The sequence below is a fragment of the Polynucleobacter sp. AP-RePozz3-80-G7 genome (genome assembly GCF_018882145.1).
Classification (GTDB): Bacteria; Pseudomonadota; Gammaproteobacteria; order Burkholderiales; family Burkholderiaceae; genus Polynucleobacter.
On the sequence record NZ_JACVPC010000002.1, the window covers coordinates 90158 to 106505 of the forward strand.

Annotated in this window: 16 protein-coding genes and 1 tRNA gene; 16 read left to right on the forward strand and 1 reads right to left on the reverse strand. The window is 46.4% G+C overall.

Features of this window, described 5'->3' with window-relative positions; genetic code table 11:
• Window positions 1–43: 43 nt before the first annotated feature.
• The 9 genes from rpmI (at window position 44) to ICE90_RS05865 (ending at window position 5918) form a co-directional block, all read left to right on the forward strand.
• Window positions 44–241: a 50S ribosomal protein L35 gene (gene rpmI, locus ICE90_RS05825; RefSeq protein WP_046330084.1), complete on the forward strand. Its 198-nt coding sequence runs from the start codon at window positions 44–46 to the stop codon at window positions 239–241.
• 25 nt (window positions 242–266) lie between these two features.
• Window positions 267–632 carry a 50S ribosomal protein L20 gene (gene rplT, locus ICE90_RS05830; RefSeq protein ID WP_011902675.1) on the forward strand — a complete coding sequence of 122 codons (366 nt, stop codon included), beginning with the start codon at window positions 267–269 and terminating at the stop codon, window positions 630–632.
• 25 nt (window positions 633–657) lie between these two features.
• Entirely contained in the window at window positions 658–1704 is a 1047-nt protein-coding gene (gene pheS / locus ICE90_RS05835; RefSeq protein WP_215321975.1) for a phenylalanine--tRNA ligase subunit alpha, read from the forward strand.
• 33 nt (window positions 1705–1737) lie between these two features.
• Window positions 1738–4194 carry a phenylalanine--tRNA ligase subunit beta gene (pheT, locus tag ICE90_RS05840; RefSeq protein ID WP_216191444.1) on the forward strand — a complete coding sequence of 819 codons (2457 nt, stop codon included), beginning with the start codon at window positions 1738–1740 and terminating at the stop codon, window positions 4192–4194.
• Between the two features lie 53 nt (window positions 4195–4247).
• Window positions 4248–4571, forward strand: a complete 324-nt coding sequence (locus tag ICE90_RS05845; RefSeq protein ID WP_072582283.1) for an integration host factor subunit alpha — start codon at window positions 4248–4250, stop codon at window positions 4569–4571.
• Window positions 4549–4899: a MerR family transcriptional regulator gene (locus ICE90_RS05850; RefSeq protein ID WP_215321978.1), complete on the forward strand. Its 351-nt coding sequence runs from the start codon at window positions 4549–4551 to the stop codon at window positions 4897–4899. The genes ICE90_RS05845 and ICE90_RS05850 overlap by 23 nt, the downstream gene beginning before the upstream one ends.
• A gap of 24 nt (window positions 4900–4923) precedes the next feature.
• Window positions 4924–5000, forward strand: a tRNA-Pro gene (locus tag ICE90_RS05855).
• A gap of 36 nt (window positions 5001–5036) precedes the next feature.
• Complete coding sequence (locus tag ICE90_RS05860; RefSeq protein WP_216191445.1) at window positions 5037–5450, forward strand: PaaI family thioesterase; 414 nt, start codon at window positions 5037–5039, stop codon at window positions 5448–5450.
• A 183-nt stretch (window positions 5451–5633) separates the two neighbouring features.
• Window positions 5634–5918, forward strand: coding sequence for an H-NS family nucleoid-associated regulatory protein (locus ICE90_RS05865; RefSeq protein WP_215360063.1), 285 nt, complete (start codon window positions 5634–5636; stop codon window positions 5916–5918).
• Window positions 5919–6001: 83 nt separating this feature from the next.
• On the opposite strand, the gene ICE90_RS05870 is transcribed toward ICE90_RS05865, so the two are convergent.
• Window positions 6002–6700, reverse strand: a complete 699-nt coding sequence (locus ICE90_RS05870; protein WP_216191447.1) for an excisionase family DNA-binding protein — start codon at window positions 6698–6700, stop codon at window positions 6002–6004.
• A gap of 299 nt (window positions 6701–6999) precedes the next feature.
• On the opposite strand from ICE90_RS05870, the gene ICE90_RS05875 reads away from it, so the two are divergent.
• From ICE90_RS05875 to ICE90_RS05905, 7 genes are read left to right on the forward strand one after another with little or no spacing between them, the layout of a single operon-like run.
• Window positions 7000–9855: a 2-oxoglutarate dehydrogenase E1 component gene (locus tag ICE90_RS05875; RefSeq protein WP_216191449.1), complete on the forward strand. Its 2856-nt coding sequence runs from the start codon at window positions 7000–7002 to the stop codon at window positions 9853–9855.
• Window positions 9856–9903: 48 nt separating this feature from the next.
• Entirely contained in the window at window positions 9904–11115 is a 1212-nt protein-coding gene (odhB, locus tag ICE90_RS05880) for a 2-oxoglutarate dehydrogenase complex dihydrolipoyllysine-residue succinyltransferase (RefSeq protein ID WP_216191451.1), read from the forward strand.
• A gap of 12 nt (window positions 11116–11127) precedes the next feature.
• Complete coding sequence (lpdA, locus tag ICE90_RS05885) at window positions 11128–12564, forward strand: dihydrolipoyl dehydrogenase (protein ID WP_216191452.1); 1437 nt, start codon at window positions 11128–11130, stop codon at window positions 12562–12564.
• Entirely contained in the window at window positions 12565–13668 is a 1104-nt protein-coding gene (zapE, locus tag ICE90_RS05890; protein WP_216191454.1) for a cell division protein ZapE, read from the forward strand.
• A 9-nt stretch (window positions 13669–13677) separates the two neighbouring features.
• Window positions 13678–14529, forward strand: coding sequence for a 3',5'-nucleoside bisphosphate phosphatase (locus ICE90_RS05895; RefSeq protein ID WP_216191457.1), 852 nt, complete (start codon window positions 13678–13680; stop codon window positions 14527–14529).
• Between the two features lie 38 nt (window positions 14530–14567).
• Window positions 14568–15770, forward strand: a complete 1203-nt coding sequence (locus ICE90_RS05900) for a tryptophan--tRNA ligase (RefSeq protein ID WP_216191458.1) — start codon at window positions 14568–14570, stop codon at window positions 15768–15770.
• A gap of 54 nt (window positions 15771–15824) precedes the next feature.
• Window positions 15825–16334: a class I SAM-dependent methyltransferase gene (locus ICE90_RS05905; RefSeq protein WP_370624650.1), complete on the forward strand. Its 510-nt coding sequence runs from the start codon at window positions 15825–15827 to the stop codon at window positions 16332–16334.
• The last annotated feature ends 14 nt before the right edge of the window (window positions 16335–16348 follow it).

Genomic DNA, 16348 nt, shown 5'->3' on the forward strand with positions numbered 1-16348 from the left:
TCGGTTACCACCTATGTTGCACAAGTAATTGAAGGGGTGCTTTATGCCCAAGATGAAGAGCAAAAGTAGCGCTAAAAAGCGCTTCACGGTTCGCGCAGGCGGAACGATTAAACGAGGACAGGCTTTCAAACGCCACATTCTCACCAAGAAGACCACAAAGAATAAGCGTCACTTACGTGGTACCACCGAAGTTGCGAAAGCTGACGTTAAGTCAATTCGCTCCATGCTTCCATACGCTTAACCTCAGACTAGATTAGGAGAAATAAATGCCAAGAGTCAAACGTGGGGTTACAGCAAGAGCCCGTCATAAGAAAATCACCGATGCCGCTACGGGTTACCGTGGCCGTCGCAAGAACGTATTCCGTATTGCTAAGCAAGCGGTTATGCGTGCTGGTCAATATGCATATCGTGACCGTCGCAATAAGAAACGTGTATTCCGCGCATTGTGGATTGCTCGTATCAACGCGGCAGTTCGTCAGCATGACATGACCTATAGCGTATTCATGAATGGCATGAAGAAAGCTGCGATCGAACTCGACCGCAAAGTGCTTTCTGATATGGCCATTGCTGACAAAGCGGCTTTTGCTGCTTTGGTTACTCGGATTAAATCCGTAGTAAACGCTGCAGCTTAATCTTAGTTTTCTAAACTAAGCTGCAATGGTTTCTCTCGACCACATTGTCGAGGATGCTAAACGTGATTTCCTCGGAGCTGCCGATGCGGCAGCTCTAGAGGACGCGAAAGCCAAGTATCTCGGTAAGTCAGGTGTTCTCACTGAGCGTTTAAAAGCGCTTGGTGGAATGTCGCCTGATGAACGCAAGAGTGCTGGCGCCCAAATTAATCAAATCAAAACCCAAGTAGAAGCTGCATTACAAGAGCGTCGCCAAGCTTTGGCTGATGCCGTCTTGTTGCAACGTCTTGCAGCGGAGTCTATCGATGTTTCCTTACCTGGCCGTGGCCAAGCAGTAGGTAGCTTACATCCTGTGATGCGCACCTGGGAGCGTGTTGAAGAGATCTTCCGCTCCATTGGTTTTGATGTAGCAGATGGCCCTGAGATTGAAACCGATTGGTTTAATTTCACGGCCTTAAATAGTCCCGAGAATCATCCTGCTCGTTCAATGCAGGACACCTTCTATATTGATGGCAAAGATTCTAACGAGAAGCCTTTGTTATTGCGTACGCATACCAGCCCAATTCAGGTTCGTTATGCAAGTGAGCATGTTAAGAAATATGCTAATGCAGATGTGATGCCGCCAATCAAAGTGATTGCGCCAGGCAGAACATATCGTGTAGATAGCGACGCAACCCATTCACCAATGTTCCATCAAGTTGAGGGATTGTGGATTGCTGAGAGTGTTTCCTTTGCCGATCTCAAAGGTGTCTATACAGATTTCTTAAGAACCTTTTTTGAAACAAATGAGCTTAAAGTTCGTTTCCGCCCATCCTATTTCCCATTCACCGAGCCATCGGCTGAGATTGATATGGCCTTCGGTAGCGGCAAGCTTGCCGGCCGTTGGTTAGAAATCTCCGGAGCAGGGCAGGTTCATCCAAACGTCTTACGTAATATGGGTATTGACCCAGAGCGCTATACCGGCTTTGCATTTGGGTCTGGTCTAGAGCGCTTAACGATGCTGCGTTACGGTGTAGATGACTTGCGCCTCTTCTTTGAAAACGATCTGCGTTTCTTAGCGCAGTTCCCTGCATAACATCATCATTACTACTTAACCTTAGATCGCGCTATGCAATTTTCTGAATCTTGGCTTCGTCAGTATGTAAATCCAGCACTCGATAGTGATGCGCTTGGTCATGCAATGACAATGGCCGGTTTAGAAGTTGAAGAGCAACATTCAGTAGCGCCAGCATTTACTAAGATCGTGATTGCGCAGATATTGTCTGCGGAGCAACATCCTGATGCAGACCGTTTACGTGTTTGTAAAGTAGACGCTGGGACTGGTCAAGAGTTACAAATTGTTTGTGGTGCGCCTAATGCGCGTGCCGGGATCAAGATTCCTTGCGCTATGGTTGGTGCTGAATTGCCTCCTGCTGAAGTCGGTGCTAAGCCATTCATGATCAAAGTAGGTAAGCTACGCGGTGTTGAAAGCCAAGGTATGTTGTGCTCTGGTCGTGAGCTCGGTTTGGGGGATGATCACGAAGGCATCTTAGAGTTACCTGCGGATGCGCCAGTTGGCAAAGATATTCGTGAATATCTTGATCTTGATGATCAAGTCTTTGTTATTAAATTAACTCCAAATAAAGCCGATTGCCTCTCTTTGATGGGTATGGCAAGAGAAGTTTCCGCGATTACTGGCGCTGCGCTCTGCGCGCCGAAGTGGACGCCACCAGTAGTATCGATTGACGACAAGCGCAAAGTTATTGTGGAAGATGGAGAACTCTGCGGACGTTTTGCTGGTCGCGTGATTCGTGGTGTTAATCCGCAGGCTAAAACGCCCGAGTGGATTGTGCAGCGTTTATCTCGCGCAGGTCAAAGAAGTATTTCCGCATTAGTGGATCTCTCTAACTACGTCATGCTAGAGATGGGTCAACCTACCCACGTATTTGACATTGATAAATTGAATGGCGATATTACTGTTCGTTGGGCTAAAGCAGGTGAAACTCTCGAATTACTAAATGGTCAGAATGTGACTTTGCAGGGTCCTGACTCAGCAGGCAAATTACAAGATGCTGGTGTAGTTGCTGATCAATCCGGTCCAGTAGCGTTGGCTGGCATCATGGGCGGCAATCATTGCGCCGTATCCGATGAAACCAATAATATTTATGTTGAGGCTGCTTATTGGTTGCCATCAGCCATTCAGGGACGTGCCCGTCGTTTTAACTTCAGCACTGATGCAGCTCATCGCTTTGAGCGTGGTGTAGATCCACAAAATACGGTTAAATGTCTGGAGTATCTCAGTGCCTTAATTATTGAGGTCTGCGGTGGTCAAGCTGGCCCAGTAGATGATCAAGTATTGAATGTGCCAGAACGTAAGCCAGTCAAAATGCGTTTGGCTAGAGCAGAAAAAGTCATTGGTATTCCACTGACAAATGAAGTGGTTGCTGATGTATTTCAGCGTCTTGGTTTTGAGTTTAAGCAAGAGGGTGATGCCTTCGTTGTAACGCCTCCAAGCTATCGTTTCGATATTGAGATCGAAGAAGACTTGATTGAAGAAGTCGCACGTATGTACGGCTTTGAAAATATTCCGGATCAACCGCCAGTAGCCTCATTGAAGATGAGTGCTAAAGCAGAAGCAAAACGCGGTGTGCATTTATTGCGCCAGCGTTTGGCTCTTCAAGGTTATCAAGAGGCGGTAAATTTTGGTTTTACAGATCTCGAAAGTGAAAAGCGTTTAACTGGCGTCACTGAAAAGGACATCATTGCAGTGCTCAATCCTATTGCTAGTCAATACGGTGTGATGCGCAGCACGCTATGGGGTGGCTTGTTAAATAACCTCAAGGCTAATTTGAACCGTGGAGCAGGTCGTGTCCGTCTGTTTGAGACTGGCCGTGTATTTAAACGTGACACCAATGTTCAAGAAGAAGCTGGCAAAGTAGCCGGTTTTCATCAACCCCAAAAAATTGGTGGCCTTGCTTATGGATCTTTTGTTCCAGAGCAATGGGCTAATGTAACCCGTGCGGTTGATTTCTTTGATGTGAAGGGTGATTTGGAGCGTGTTTTAGACCCTCTGCATTTTGTCACTGAAGCTGCACAGCACCCAGCATTGCATCCGGGTCGCAGTGCGAAGATATTCTTGACTGTAGCCAAGAATCGTATCGAAGTGGGGTTCATTGGTGAGCTTCACCCGGGCTTACAACAAGCTTACGAATTGCCGCAGGCCCCCGTTCTATTTGAGTTAGACTTAAACCCTATTCGTGAGCTTGGCTTGCCGGCGCCTGAAGAGTTGAGTAAATTCCCTGCAGTGCAACGTGATTTAGCCTTGGTTGTGAAGCAAAGCGTTTCTGCGCAGTCCCTCTTAGATGCAATGGCTGCTAGCAAGCAAAATTTTGTGCGTAATATTGAACTCTTTGATGAGTTTAAGCCTAAGGCTGGATCAAGCAGTATGGCGGATGATGAGAAGAGCTTGGCTTTCCGAGTAATCCTCTTAAACCCTAATGAGACATTGCAGGATCCCCAAATTGATGCAGTAATGGCAGCTTTATTAAGTGCAGTTGAGAAAAAGTGCGCAGCCCGTTTGCGCTAGGTTTAGTATTAGGTATAAATCAAATAATTAATTAGTTACCAAAGAGACAAGCAATGACTGAATTGATTTCTAATGACACTGTTACCAAGAATGAGCTATCCGAAGCCCTTTTTGATCAAGTTGGACTAAATAAGCGCGAAGCAAAAGATATGATCGATGCCTTTTTTGATCGTGTTGGTCAATCTCTTGAAGCGGGCGTAGAAGTTAAGATTTCTGGTTTTGGTAATTTTCAGTTGCGCAATAAATCGGCTCGTCCTGGCCGAAATCCAAAGACAGGTCAAATGATTCCGATTGCAGCTAGACGCGTAGTTACATTTCACGCAAGTCAAAAGCTTAAAGATGTAGTGGAGTCACATGCTCGAGAAAACCGAGTTTGATGCTAGCTCAGCGCTGCTGAGCTCTCAACTTCCCCCGATACCAGCAAAGCGCTATTTCACAATTGGTGAAGTAGCTGATCTTTGTGGTGTCCGCTCTCACGTGCTGCGTTATTGGGAGCAGGAGTTTACTCAACTCAGCCCACAGAAGCGCCGTGGTAACCGTCGTTACTACCAGCACCATGAAGTGGTCTTGATCAGAAAGATTCGCTCTCTCCTCTATGAAGAGGGCTTTACGATTAGCGGTGCTCGCAATCGTCTTGAAGAAGCCCGTGGCGATCTGCGTCTGCGTGAAGAATTGCAAATGGTTCTGCAGATTCTCTCTAAATAGTTACTGCTACAATTTTGCTTTCGTCGGGGCGTAGCGCAGCCTGGTAGCGTACATGCATGGGGTGCATGTGGTCGGAGGTTCAAATCCTCTCGCCCCGACCATTCAAACTAATCCCACCATCTCAAAGCACCATCTCCATGACAAGCGATACAAAACCCGTTGAATACTTTGGTCTCAAAATTCCTTTTTTGGCACATTTGGGCGTAGTTCCTGAGTATGCAAAAGAAGGTAAGTCCCGCATTAGCCTTGACCTTAAGCCTGAGTATGAGAACAGCTTTGGTATTGCCCATGGCGGCGTCATCATGACACTCCTGGATTTTGCAATGGGGGCAGCAGCTAGGAGCATTTCCGAGGTTCCCTTGGGGGCCATGACGATTGATATGTCGGTCAGCTTCCTGCGTCCCAGCACCGGCAAAATCGTGGTGGAGGGCACTATCCTTAAGCCAGGAAAGACAATTAACTACTGCGAAGCCATTGTTTTGAATGAAGCGGGGGAGATAACCGCCAAATCCAGCGGTACTTTTATGCTCAGAAAATCAAAATCAGTTTAATTAAATATAATATTTATAAAGATTATGTCCTTTATTAACCTAAGTCGATATAGCCCTAATAAATAAAGTTAATTATTCCGAATAATATATATTGCCTGATTGATTAATGTATATATAATCACTATCTAATAAGGCTTATATAAGCCCTATAAAACAACCTATTATTCGGAGAGTGAAAAGAATATGTCTTCTTATAAAGAGCTATTAGCCCAACGCGAACAGTTGGACAAGCAGATTAAAGAGGCAATTGCCCATGAGAAGGCTGATGGTATCGCCAAGGCAAAAGTCATTATTGAGCAATATGGCTTAACTGCATCCGATCTATTTAGCCGCAAAGCCGGCGTAAAGAGCGCTGGCGGTAAAGTGGCTCCTAAATACCGCAATCCTTCAACAGGCGAAACCTGGACTGGTAGAGGTAAGGCGCCAAAGTGGATTGAAGGCAGAGATCGTAGTAGCTACTTGATCTAAGTGCTTGTTTTTATTAAGTTTTAGTACCAAAGGCCGCTGATAGCGGCCTTTTCTTTTACTCCTTTCTCAATCTGAATTGCCCTCTAAGCGCACTTCCTAGCCAAAGCTTCTACAAATAGGGGCTCAAGTAACTCATGCCGACTACCATGAGGCCAGTTTCCCTCAGCCTCTGGATTAGTTGCGGGGTAGCCAATAATGAGAGGATTGAGGTCAATTAAGCCGTTTTCAAGCTCCTGTTTAATGCTTTCACTCAAGGGATGCTTACCGCCAGAGTTCTCGTCTGCCAGTGCAACCACACCAGGGTGCAGTTTGATAAAACCTTCATCTACTAGAATAGGTATGCGCTGTGTGTCCTTGTTTTTGCTCAAATAATGGATTAAATGGACTTGCTCTACAGGTGGAATAAGAGCATCCAAAAAGATCAAATCGGGGGCAATGGAAACAGCCTTCATTAAGCCCTCCAGGCTATCTACTGCCATTTCCATATCTACTTTGAGCTGCCAATCAGCAATAGACTCTAATAATTCTTGGCCATTCTCAGACCTTCTAAATATCCCCATGGCTACACAGTTTTGAGTGGTCTTTTGACGCATAGCCCTTTTTCTGCGCTGTAATTGCTGTTCTAAGGAGCTGGCCAATATACGTCTGTGGCCGCCACGGGTTTTCCAGGCAATGAGTTCGCCCAATTCCACCATTTTTTGAACGGTGCCTAGGGAAACCTGTAAAACCTTGGCGCTTTGGCGAGTACTGAGATATTCCGTTTCTGGGGTAATTGATTTCATATTTCCCTTAATTTCATTTAATTGTTTGAAGATTTAGAGAATAAAAATCAAATTCATTTGAATCTGTCGGTAAAACTTTAAAGCGGGGTAGGAAAGTTCTTATTAATTCTCATTTATAGGGAGATACCCCAAAATTCCTTGAAATCAGGGAAAGCCCTTTATGTATCAATGGTCATTCGTGTTAAATTACACCTGTAGCACCAGTATTCGCACAGATCAATTCGCTAAACGGTAGAGCCGTGTAACGAATGGTTTTAACCACAGTTTTTATTCGGGAAACCCGATGAAAGGTGAGCATCATGATGCAGGATCAAAGAGATAACTCCTATCTCTTCGGCGGAAACGCACCCTACGTAGAGGAACTCTACGAATCCTACTTGCACGATCCAGCTTCCGTAGCTGATCATTGGCGAGATTATTTCGATAACGTGAAACAGGTTCCTGCGGTTGACGGTTCATCTCGAACTGACATTGCCCATGCACCTATTGTTGCTTCATTTGCTGAGCGCGCTAAGCAAGGTCCAATCAGAACGATTTCTGATTCGGCTGACTCAGAGATGGGCCGCAAACGCGTTGCTGTTCAGCAGTTAATTGCCGCATACCGTAACGTGGGCAATCGCTGGGCAAACTTAGATCCATTAAAGCGGACAGAGCGCCAGGATATTCCTGAGTTAGATCCCGCTTTCTATGGCTTTACTGATGGCGATATGGATATCGTCTTCAATACGAGCAATACATTCTTCGGTAGAAACGAAATGTCCCTGCGCGATTTGCTCCAAGCATTGCGCGAGACATATTGCGGCACGATCGGTGTCGAGTTTATGTTTATTGCCGACCAGAAGATTAAGAAGTGGTGGCAAGAAAAATTAGAGTCCATTCGCTCAACCCCACAATTTAATGTGGATGAGAAGCGTCAAATCTTGGATCGCGTAACTGCTGCTGAGGGCTTGGAGCGTTACCTCCAGGCTAAATATGTTGGTCAAAAGCGCTTCTCCCTAGAGGGCGGCGAAAGCTTTATTGCCTGCATGGATGAGTTGGTTCGTGATTCAGGTAATAAAGGCATTCAGGAAATCGTGATTGGTATGGCTCACCGTGGTCGTCTCAATGTATTGGTCAACACCTTGGGCAAAATGCCTAAGGACTTGTTTGCTGAGTTTGAGCACAAGGGACCAGAAACATTGCCTGCGGGTGACGTTAAATACCACCAAGGTTTCTCAAGCGATATTTCTACTCCCGGCGGTCCGGTTCACTTGTCATTGGCATTTAACCCATCCCATTTAGAGATCGTTAACCCAGTAGTTGAGGGTTCTGCACGTGCTCGTATGGAGCGTCGTGGCGATATGTTGGGTATGCAAGTGATGCCAGTATTGGTTCACGGTGATGCTGCGATTGCAGGTCAGGGCGTGATGCAAGAAACATTGGCGATGTCAGAAGTTCGTGGTTATTCCACGGGCGGCACAATGCATATCGTGATTAACAACCAGATTGGTTTCACAACTTCAGATCCGCGTGACTTGCGTTCAAGCTTGTATTGCACGGACATCATGAAGATTGTGGATGCGCCGGTATTGCACGTGAATGGCGACGATCCTGAAGCAGTAGTTTTAGCGACCAAGTTGGCTGTTGAGTTCCGTATGAAGTTTCATAAGGACGTAGCAGTTGACATCATTTGCTTCCGTAAATTGGGCCATAACGAGCAAGATACCCCTGCAATGACTCAGCCTTTGATGTACAAGATCATTGCCGCACATCCTGGTACACGTAAGTTGTACGCAGATAAATTAGAAACTCAAGGTGCATTACCTGCTGGTACTGGTGACCTGATGGTCAAAGAGTACCGCGCCGCAATGGACGAAGGTAAGCAAACCTCCGATCCAGTGTTGAGCAACTTTAAAGGCAAGTTTGCAGTTGATTGGTCTCCTTTCTTGAATAAGAAGTGGACTGATGAAGCCGATACAGCGATTCCATTAACAGAGTGGAAGCGTTTGGCTGAGAAGATTTCTACTATTCCCGAAGGTTTCAAGGCTCATCCATTGGTTGCTAAGGTCTATAACGATCGTGCCGCTATGGGCCGCGGTGAGGTGAACGTAGATTGGGGTATGGGCGAGCATATGGCTTTCGCATCCCTGGTGGCTAGTGGTTACCCAGTGCGTTTATCTGGAGAAGATAGCGGACGTGGAACCTTTACCCACCGTCATGCGGTATTGCATGAGCAAAATCGTGAGAAGTGGGATACCGGTACTTATGTCGCTCTTCAGCATGTCACTAAAGATCAAGCGCCGTTTGTGGTGATTGACTCGATTCTTTCTGAAGAGGCTGTCCTGGGTTTTGAATACGGCTATGCCGCTGCAGAACCAAACACCTTAACAATTTGGGAAGCCCAGTTCGGCGACTTCGCTAACGGCGCTCAAGTGGTGATTGACCAGTTCATCGCCTCTGGCGAGGTGAAGTGGGGTCGCGCGAATGGTTTGGTCATGATGTTGCCGCACGGTTACGAAGGTCAAGGTCCAGAGCATTCCTCTGCACGTCTTGAGCGCTTTATGCAGTTATGTGCTGACACGAATATGCAGGTAATTCAGCCGACTACTGCAGCGCAGATCTTCCACGTGTTGCGTCGTCAAATGATTCGTCAGTTCCGCAAGCCGCTGATTTTGATGACTCCTAAATCATTGTTGCGTAACAAAGAGGCTGCATCACCTTTATCTGAATTTACTAAAGGCGGCTTCCAGACCATCATTGGTGAACGTGATGATTCTATCGATGCGAAGCAGGTTACTCGATTAGTCATGTGTTCTGGCAAGGTCTATTACGACTTGGTTAAGCAGCGCGCTGAGAAGAAGATTGCTGATGTAGCGATCATTCGCTTAGAGCAGTTGTATCCATTCCCGCACAAAGCATTGACTGCTGAGTTGAAGAAGTATCCGAAATTGGAAGACGTAGTGTGGTGTCAAGATGAGCCGCAAAACCAAGGTGCTTGGTTCTTTGTTCAGCACAACATCTTGGAAAATATGTCTGATGGTATGAAGTTGGGCTATGCAGGCCGTCCTGCATCAGCATCACCAGCTTGTGGTTATGCCCATCTCCACCAAGAACAGCAGAAGTCTTTACTGAATGCGGCATTTGCCAAACTCAAAGGTTACGTGATCACGAAATAATCGTCTTCATAACTCAACATACACACATACATAAAAACAGGATTAATCATGGCTATTTTCGAAGTTAAAGTTCCACAACTCTCAGAGTCAGTTGCTGAAGCAACTTTGTTGCAATGGAAAAAGAAGGTTGGTGACGCTGTTGGTCAAGACGAGATCTTGATCGAAATCGAAACAGACAAAGTCGTTCTCGAAGTTCCGGCGCCTTCCGCTGGTGTTTTGACAGAAATCGTTGTTGCTGACGGTGGTACCGTTGTTGCTGAGCAATTGATTGCAAAGATTGATAGCACTGCTGTTGCCGCTGCTGCTCCTGCAGCCGCTGCCGCACCTGCACCTGCCGCTGCTCCTGCAGCAGCACCAGCAAAAGCAGCTGCACCTGCCGCTAAAGCTGGCGCAGCCGCCGCTCCTTCCGCTGCAAAAATTCTCGCAGAGAAGGGTGTCGACGCTGGTCAAGTTGCTGGTTCAGGACGTGATGGTCGTATCACTAAGGGTGATGCATTGAATGCTTCTGCAGGCGGCACTAAATCCGCTGCATTACCAAGCGCACCAGTTCCAATGGGTGATCGCCCAGAAGAGCGTGTACCAATGAGCCGTTTGCGTGCTCGTATTGCTGAGCGTTTACTTGAGTCCCAAGCTAACAACGCTATTTTGACTACATTCAATGAAGTCAATATGGCTCCAGTAATCGCTATGCGTAACAAGTACAAAGATCAGTTTGAAAAAGTTCACGGTGTGAAGTTGGGCTTCATGTCTTTCTTCGTTAAAGCAGCTACACATGCTTTGAAGAAATTCCCACTCTTGAATGCTTCAGTTGATGGCAATGACATCGTTTACCACGGTTACTTTGATATCGGTATCGCAGTAAGCTCACCACGTGGCTTGGTAGTTCCAATTTTGCGTGATGTTGACCAAATGAATTTGGCTGACATCGAGAAGAAAATTGCTGAGTTCGGCGCTAAAGCACGTGATGGCAAATTGTCTATTGAAGAGTTGACTGGCGGTACATTCTCCATCTCTAACGGTGGTGTATTCGGATCAATGCTGTCTACTCCGATCATCAACCCACCACAATCTGCTATTTTGGGTATCCACGCCACTAAAGACCGCGCTGTAGTTGAAAACGGTCAAGTCGTTGTTCGCCCAATTAACTACCTTGCTTTGTCATATGACCACCGCATTATTGATGGTCGCGAGGCTGTGCTTGGTTTAGTTGCCATGAAGGATGCTTTAGAAGATCCTTCACGTCTCCTCCTTGATTTGTAAGAAGGGGAGATCATGAGCCAAGTATTTGACGTAGTGGTTATTGGTGGTGGCCCTGGTGGCTACATCGCCGCAATTCGTGCAGCGCAACTCGGTTTTAAGGTTGCCTGTGCTGAATCTCAATCCTATGATGATCCTAAGGGTGAGCCACGTTTGGGCGGCACCTGCTTAAACGTTGGTTGTATTCCTTCCAAGGCATTATTAGCCTCTTCTGAAGAGTTCGAGAAGATCAGCCATCATGCTGCTGATCATGGAATTAAAGTGGGTGCTGTAAGCATCGACTCTAAAAAGATGATCGCTCGTAAAGATGACATCGTTACCAAAATGACCGGTGGTATTCAGTACTTATTCCGTAAGAACAAAATCACCTTGTTAAAAGGCCATGCTTCGTTCGAAGGCAAGGGCGCCGATGGTTATCAAGTGAAGATTGATGGGAAAGATAAAGAAACGGTTACCGCGAAGAATGTGATTATTGCTACCGGTTCTAAAGCGCGTCACCTCCCTGGTATCGCTGTAGACAACGTCTTGATCTGCGATAACGAAGGTGCACTTAAGTTTGATTCTGCTCCCAAGAAATTAGGCGTTATTGGTGCAGGTGTGATCGGCTTAGAGTTGGGCTCCGTATGGCGCCGTCTCGGTGCTGAAGTGACTGTACTTGAAGCCATGCCTTCATTCTTGGGTGCTTGCGATATCGGCATTGCTAAAGAAGCTCAAAAGCTCTTTGCTAAGCAAGGCTTAGATATTCATACTGGCGTGAAGATTGGTGATGTTAAAGCCGACAAGAAGGGTGTAGTGGTGAATTACACCGATAGCGCTGGTAAGGCTGCTAAGTTGGAATGTGAGCGTTTAATTGTTTCCGTTGGTCGTGTACCTAATACTGATAAATTGGGCTTAGATAAGATTGGTCTCAAAGTGGATGAGCGTGGCTTCATTCCAATTGATGATCACACTTGTGCTACTGCTGCGCCTGGCGTCTATGCTGTTGGTGACGTAGTACGCGGCCCTATGTTGGCCCACAAAGCAGAGGACGAAGGCGTCTTGGTTGCCGAAGTGATTGCCGGTCAAAAGCCTCATATCGATTACAACTGCATTCCTTGGGTGATCTATACCGATCCTGAAATTGCCTGGGTTGGTAAAACTGAACAAGCGCTTAAGGAGGCTGGCATTGCTTATAAGGCAGGACAGTTCCCCTTTGCTGCTAACGGCCGTGCATTGGGTATGGGTCGTGCTGATGGTTTTATCAAAGTGTTAGCGGATGCTAAGACTGATGAGATTCTTGGCGTACATATCATTGGTGCCAATGCTTCTGACTTAATTGCTGAAGCAGCAGTTGCAATGGAATTTAAAGCGGCAGCAGAAGATATTGCTCGTATCTGTCATGCACATCCAAGTTTGTCTGAAGTGATGCGCGAAGCAGCATTGGCGACAGACTCACGTGCATTAAATATGTAATTGAAAACCATTGAGTTTTACCAACAGGAGTTAAAGACGCGCGGGTATCAAAGTGATCCCGCGCAGCTTCGTGCTGTAGAGCGTCTTCAGGAATGCGAAGATGAATGGATTGCTTACAAAGAAATCCGCAGCAATACTTTAAAGAAAAAGATATTTAAACCAACGCTCCCCCGCGGTATTTACCTATGGGGTGGGGTAGGTCGTGGCAAATCTTTCTTAATGGACTGCTTTTATGCAGCTTCACCGCTAGAAAAGAAAATCCGCATTCATTTTCATGAGTTTATGCGTGAAGTCCATCGCGAACTCCATGAGCTATCGGGTTTGTCGGATCCGCTGGATGAGCTAGCAAAACGCATTTCAAATCGTTATCGCCTCATTTGTTTTGATGAGTTCCATATTAATGATATCGCTGATGCGATGATTCTCTATCGCTTGCTCAACGCGCTCTTTGCTGACCGCGTGCAGTTTGTGATGACTTCTAACTATCGCCCAGATCAGCTCTATCCCAATGGTTTGCATCGCGATAGATTGATTCCTGCTATCAAGCTATTGGAAGAAAAGCTCGACGTTTTGAATGTAGATGCAGGTAATGATTACCGCCGGGTGCAGATGGCACAAGTAGAGGCTTATCTAACTCCGGTCAATGCGGAAACGCAAGCCACGCTTGGGCAAATGTTTCAAACCTTGATTGGTAATCAAAAAGAAGCTCGTAATCCAGTCTTAAATATTGAGTCCCGTGAGTTACGACCGCTTCACATGGCTGACGGCGTAGTTTGGTTCGACTTCAAAACTTTGTGTTGTGGCCCACGCTCACAAAATGATTATCTAGAGATTGCTAACCAGTTTCATACCGTGATTTTGTCAGGGGTGCCCTATATGCCCCCAAGAATGACGAATGAAGCCCGCCGCTTTATTTGGCTAATTGACGTCTTATATGACCACAAGATCAAGCTCATTATGTCTGCTGAGGTCCCAGCCCCAGATTTGTACACTGAGGGCCAAATTACGGCTGAATTCTCTCGAACCGTGTCCCGTTTGATTGAGATGCAGTCTCGCGACTACCTAGATGCGCCGCGCCGGGTAATTGATACCAGCTTGACCTAAAATAAGGTCATGAGCAGCTTTTCACCCCTAAATGCCGACTTGCATTGCCATTCAGTGATTTCTGATGGCACTTTGACGCCCGAACAATTAGCGGAGCGTGCCAAAGCTAATGGAGTGCATTTATGGGCCCTGACCGATCATGATGAGTTGGGTGGTCAGAAACGTGCGCGAGAAGCGGCTAGTGCTTTAAAGATAGATTATCTAGCTGGCGTAGAAATTTCTGTCACTTGGATGGGTGAGACGATTCATATTGTTGGTCTTGGAATTAATGCTGAGCATGCTGGCATCATCGAAGGACTTCGTCGCACTCGTGATGGTCGAGGTAATCGCGCCAAACTGATGGCCGAACAGTTACTCAAAGCAGGTATACCTGGCGCTTATGAAGGCGCACTTCATTTTGCAGGCAATCATGATTTGATTTCAAGAACGCACTTTGCGCGTTTCTTAGTAGAGCAGGGTGTGTGTCGAAATACCGAGCATGTATTTAAAAATTATTTGATTGAAGGTAAGCCAGGATACGTTCCCCACCAGTGGGCTACTTTAGATGACGCTGTTAGCTGGATTAAATCCGCAGGTGGTGTAGCGGTGATTGCCCATCCTGGACGTTACAGCAGACTGAATGCCATGCAAATGGATGAACTCTATAAGCACTTTAAGGACATTGGCGGTTTGGCGATTGAGGTCATTACTGGTAGTCATAGTCCGGACCAATACAAAACTTTTGCAAAGATTGCCCAGCAATACGGATTTTTAGCCTCTCGTGGCTCCGATTTTCATGATCCAAACGAGAGTCATATTGATCTAGGTAATTTGCCGCACTTACCAGACCATCTGACGCCTGTATGGTCGGCTTTTCATTAATCCACTTCATCATTTAACCACTTAGAAAAAGAATACAGATGTTTGCTGAACGCGTTCTCTCTGGCATGCGACCAACCGGTAGCTTGCACTTGGGTCACTACCATGGTGTTTTAAAGAACTGGGTGCGCTTGCAGTCCGAGTATCCCTGCTTCTTCTTTGTGGCAGATTGGCATGCATTAACTACTCACTACGAAACTCCAGATGTGATTGAGCAGTCTGTATGGGATATGGTTATTGATTGGTTAGCAACAGGCGTTGATCCAAATCAGGCGACCTTGTTTATTCAAAGCAAAGTGCCGGAGCATGCCGAACTTTTTCTATTGCTTTCTATGGGGACTCCATTAGGCTGGCTTGAGCGGGTACCCACCTATAAAGATCAAATTGAGAAACTCAAGGAAAAAGATCTTCAAACCTACGGTTTCTTGGGTTATCCATTGCTACAAGCGGCTGATATTTTGATTTATCGAGCACAGTTTGTACCGGTAGGTGAAGATCAGGTTCCACACGTAGAAATGACTCGAGAAGTAGCGCGTCGTTTTAACTATCTATATGGACGTGAGCCTGGCTTCGAAGAAAAAGCTTTGGAGGCGGTTAAAAAATTAGGTAGCAAGCGCGCCAAGATGTATGCGGAATTACGCGTTGCCTTCCAAGAGCGCGGTGACGATGAGGCATTAGAGCAGGCCAAAGCCTTGCTTCAAGAAGCCCAGAGTTTGTCGATGGCCGACCGTGAAAGACTTTTTGGCTTTTTAGAAGGTGCTCGCAAAATTATCCTGCCTGAGCCACAAGCGTTGCTCACAACCGCATCACGCATGCCTGGTATTGATGGTCAGAAGATGTCGAAGTCTTACGGCAATACCATAAGCATTCGCGAAAATCCTGAAGACGTGATTAAAAAGATTCGTACGATGCCAACTGATCCAGCTCGTGTTCGTAGAACGGATGCTGGTGATCCTGCACGTTGTCCTGTATGGCAGTTGCATACCGTTTACTCCAATGAAGATACAAAACAATGGGTAGATAAAGGCTGTAAATCCGCTGGGATTGGATGTCTTGAATGCAAGCAACCGGTAATTGATTCAATTTTGGCTGAGCAGCAACCAATGTTTGAGCGTGCACAAAAGTATTTAGATGATCCTAGTTTGCTGCGCTCCATCATTGCTGACGGCTGCGATAAAGCACGTAAGGTTGCCCAGGAAACCATGCGCGAGGTTCGCGAAGCTATGGGCCTTGCTTACGATTGAGTCTTAATTTTGCATGATGCTATTTTGAATGCCTCTCCTTGGGTAAGGAGATTTGTGCCCCTCATTCCAAAGGGAGGGGTGGTACTAGATTTAGCCTGCGGATCAGGGCGACACTCTGAGTTATTGGCAAGCATGGGTCATGAAGTGCTGGCAGTTGACCAGGATGTCACGGCAGTAAGGTCTCATGCTAACCCCTTAGTCATCCCAAAATGCCTTAATCTTGAAGAGGCAGATTGGCCTCTGACAGGTTCTGAGTTCAGTGCGATCGTAGTGACAAACTACCTCTATCGTCCGCACTTAGACCAATTGCCCAAAATGCTGCAAAAGGGTGGTGTTTTGATCTACGAAACCTTCGCCCTAGGGAATAAGGAATTTGGTAAGCCATCCAACCCCAATTTCCTCCTAAATCCAGGGGAATTGCTCGCTTTTGCCTCCCGTCATGGTCTTAAGGTGGTGGCTTATGAGGATATTTACGTAGATCAACCCAAACCAGCTATGGTTCAGCGCCTGTGCGCTGTAAAAGGTGAGCTAAAACAGCGCATTCCGTTACAATTTCAGGGTTAAGACAGCTAAAAATC

Excerpts from the sequence above, each read along its gene's own strand:
- rpmI (WP_046330084.1), top strand. The coding sequence starts at position 44 with ATGCCCAAGATGAAGAGCAAAAGTAGCGCTAAAAAGCGCTTCACGGTT.
- rplT (WP_011902675.1), top strand. The coding sequence starts at position 267 with ATGCCAAGAGTCAAACGTGGGGTTACAGCAAGAGCCCGTCATAAGAAA.
- pheS (WP_215321975.1), top strand. The coding sequence starts at position 658 with ATGGTTTCTCTCGACCACATTGTCGAGGATGCTAAACGTGATTTCCTC.
- pheT (WP_216191444.1), top strand. The coding sequence starts at position 1,738 with ATGCAATTTTCTGAATCTTGGCTTCGTCAGTATGTAAATCCAGCACTC.
- ICE90_RS05845 (WP_072582283.1), top strand. The coding sequence starts at position 4,248 with ATGACTGAATTGATTTCTAATGACACTGTTACCAAGAATGAGCTATCC.
- ICE90_RS05850 (WP_215321978.1), top strand. The coding sequence starts at position 4,549 with ATGCTCGAGAAAACCGAGTTTGATGCTAGCTCAGCGCTGCTGAGCTCT.
- ICE90_RS05860 (WP_216191445.1), top strand. The coding sequence starts at position 5,037 with ATGACAAGCGATACAAAACCCGTTGAATACTTTGGTCTCAAAATTCCT.
- ICE90_RS05865 (WP_215360063.1), top strand. The coding sequence starts at position 5,634 with ATGTCTTCTTATAAAGAGCTATTAGCCCAACGCGAACAGTTGGACAAG.
- ICE90_RS05870 (WP_216191447.1), bottom strand. The coding sequence starts at position 6,700 with ATGAAATCAATTACCCCAGAAACGGAATATCTCAGTACTCGCCAAAGC.
- ICE90_RS05875 (WP_216191449.1), top strand. The coding sequence starts at position 7,000 with ATGATGCAGGATCAAAGAGATAACTCCTATCTCTTCGGCGGAAACGCA.
- odhB (WP_216191451.1), top strand. The coding sequence starts at position 9,904 with ATGGCTATTTTCGAAGTTAAAGTTCCACAACTCTCAGAGTCAGTTGCT.
- lpdA (WP_216191452.1), top strand. The coding sequence starts at position 11,128 with ATGAGCCAAGTATTTGACGTAGTGGTTATTGGTGGTGGCCCTGGTGGC.
- ICE90_RS05895 (WP_216191457.1), top strand. The coding sequence starts at position 13,678 with ATGAGCAGCTTTTCACCCCTAAATGCCGACTTGCATTGCCATTCAGTG.
- ICE90_RS05900 (WP_216191458.1), top strand. The coding sequence starts at position 14,568 with ATGTTTGCTGAACGCGTTCTCTCTGGCATGCGACCAACCGGTAGCTTG.